This window comes from Arthrobacter sp. R4 (assembly GCF_051365025.1).
Lineage (GTDB): Bacteria > Actinomycetota > Actinomycetes > Actinomycetales > Micrococcaceae > Arthrobacter.
The window spans coordinates 1-1885 of the sequence record NZ_JBLWIJ010000036.1; the positions used below are offsets into that span (position 1 = coordinate 1).

Consider the following 1885-nt stretch of genomic DNA (forward strand, 5'->3'; position numbering starts at 1 on the left):
AATGGCCGCCAAGGCGGCGTCCAGTGCCGCCGAAATGTCACAGTCTTCGGTGACAGTGACCCCGAAACCGCCGAAGGCGCGGGCCATCATGCCAAAGTCCGGGTTCTTCAGCTGGGTTCCGGACACGCGTGCGGGATAGTGCCGCTCCTGGTGGGTGCGGATGGTGCCATATTCCTGGTTGTCCATGACGATTACCAGCGGCGTGGCACCGTACTGTGCCGCGGTGGCCAGCTCCTGGCCGTTCATGAGGAACTCCCCGTCCCCGGCGATCGTGACAACACGGCGTCGGGGCTCGGCCAACGACGCCGCGATGGCTGAGGGGACCGAATAGCCCATGGAGCCGTTACGGGCGCTGATCATGGAGGCGTAGCGGCGGGTGGGGAAGTAGCGGTGGGCCCAGTTGGTGTGCTCCCCCGCACCGAATGTCACCATCGAGTCTTCCGGCAGCCTCGGCACGAGGTTCGCCATCAGGGTGTCCATCCTCGCCTGCCCCGCCGTCGGCGTCGCCGCAGGAAGCGCGGCAAACCGCTCCTGCTCCCCGCGCATCCTCGACGTCCACGCCTTCCACTCTTCGTTCTCCGGCAGGTCTATGCTCACAAGGTCGCGGACGAAGGCCTCGGGCTTGGCCAGGATTTGCCGCGAAACGGGCCCTGACCGGCCACGGAGCGACGGGTCCACAGTGACCAGGAAGTTCTTCTTGTTCCAGTCCTGCCGGCAGAGGAACCCGTCCGTAATCACGTCACCCGGTACCGTCCCCACAAAGACGAGCAAGTCCGTTTCCTCAAGCAGGTCGTAAGTGGGGCGGGGCCGGCCGTAGCCGATCGGGCCCACATAGGAGGGGGAATCGAAGGAGACTGTTCCCTGCGTCCGCCATTCGGCTGCAGCCGGAACATTGTGCCGCTCCAGCCATCCGGTCAGCTGGTCCGCCGCCTCTTGCGTCCAGTCGTTGCCGCCGGTGACAAACAGCGGCTTGCGTGACTCTGCCAGCGCAGCCTTGAGGGCAGCGGCGTCGGTGCTGCTCATGCCGCCGGCCGCCACGGGGATGGCGGGGTGCAACGCCGGCTCAATCTGCTGCCGAATGATGTCCTCCGGCAAGCCCACCACTACCGGGCCCGGCCGTCCGCTCATCGCCGCAAACATCGCCTCGGCCACGATCTCGGATGCCCGCTCCGCATGGTCAAGGACCATCACGCGCTTCGCGCCGGTATCGAACCAGGCTTTGATGTCGAACTCCTGGAACGCTTCGCGGTCCCGGTGCGCGAAGGGGATCAGGCCGACGAACAACAGCATGGGAGTGGAATCCTGCCACGCGGTGTGCAGCCCCACATGCGCGTTGGCCGCGCCGGGCCCCCGGGTCACCATGGCTATGCCCGGGCGCTGGTGCATTTTCCCGTCCGCTTCGGCCATGTAGGCGGCGCCGCCCTCGTGCCGGCACACGATGGTCTCAATCTCCGAGTTATGCAGGCCGTCCAAAACATCCAGGAAGCTCTCGCCGGGAACCACGTAGGTGCGTTCCACACCGTGGGCCACCAGCGAATCAACAATCACGTGCCCGGCCGATTTCAGCGCGGGGTTGGCCTCGCCTCGGGGCTCGGCCGAATAGCCTGCCTGCCGGGGGCCGTCGCTGGAAATTACGACGGCGGCAGGCTGGGTGTGGGATGCGGTCAGGGTTGTTTCGGTTTCCGTTGTCATGGGCTTTCTTTGGCTGTTCGGACTGGTTGTTTGCAAAAGGGAGGCGTTCGCCGTAGGTAGGACAGGGCTTATCTGATGGGTGTCGGGTTGGCGATGACGGGGGCTGTGCCGGTGAAGCCGTCGCGGGTTTCGGCGATTTCGCGGATGCGGTTGCGGCAGGCGTACCAGCCGGCGACCATGAGGGCGGAGGCGA

Annotated in this window: 1 protein-coding gene; it reads right to left on the reverse strand. The window is 65.9% G+C overall.

All coding sequences use genetic code 11. From position 1 onward, the window contains the following. Positions 1–1692, reverse strand: a 1692-nt coding sequence (locus ACLKOZ_RS20010; RefSeq protein ID WP_436477710.1) for a thiamine pyrophosphate-dependent enzyme, incomplete at its 3' end; no start/stop codon positions are given. Positions 1693–1885: the final 193 nt, after the last annotated feature.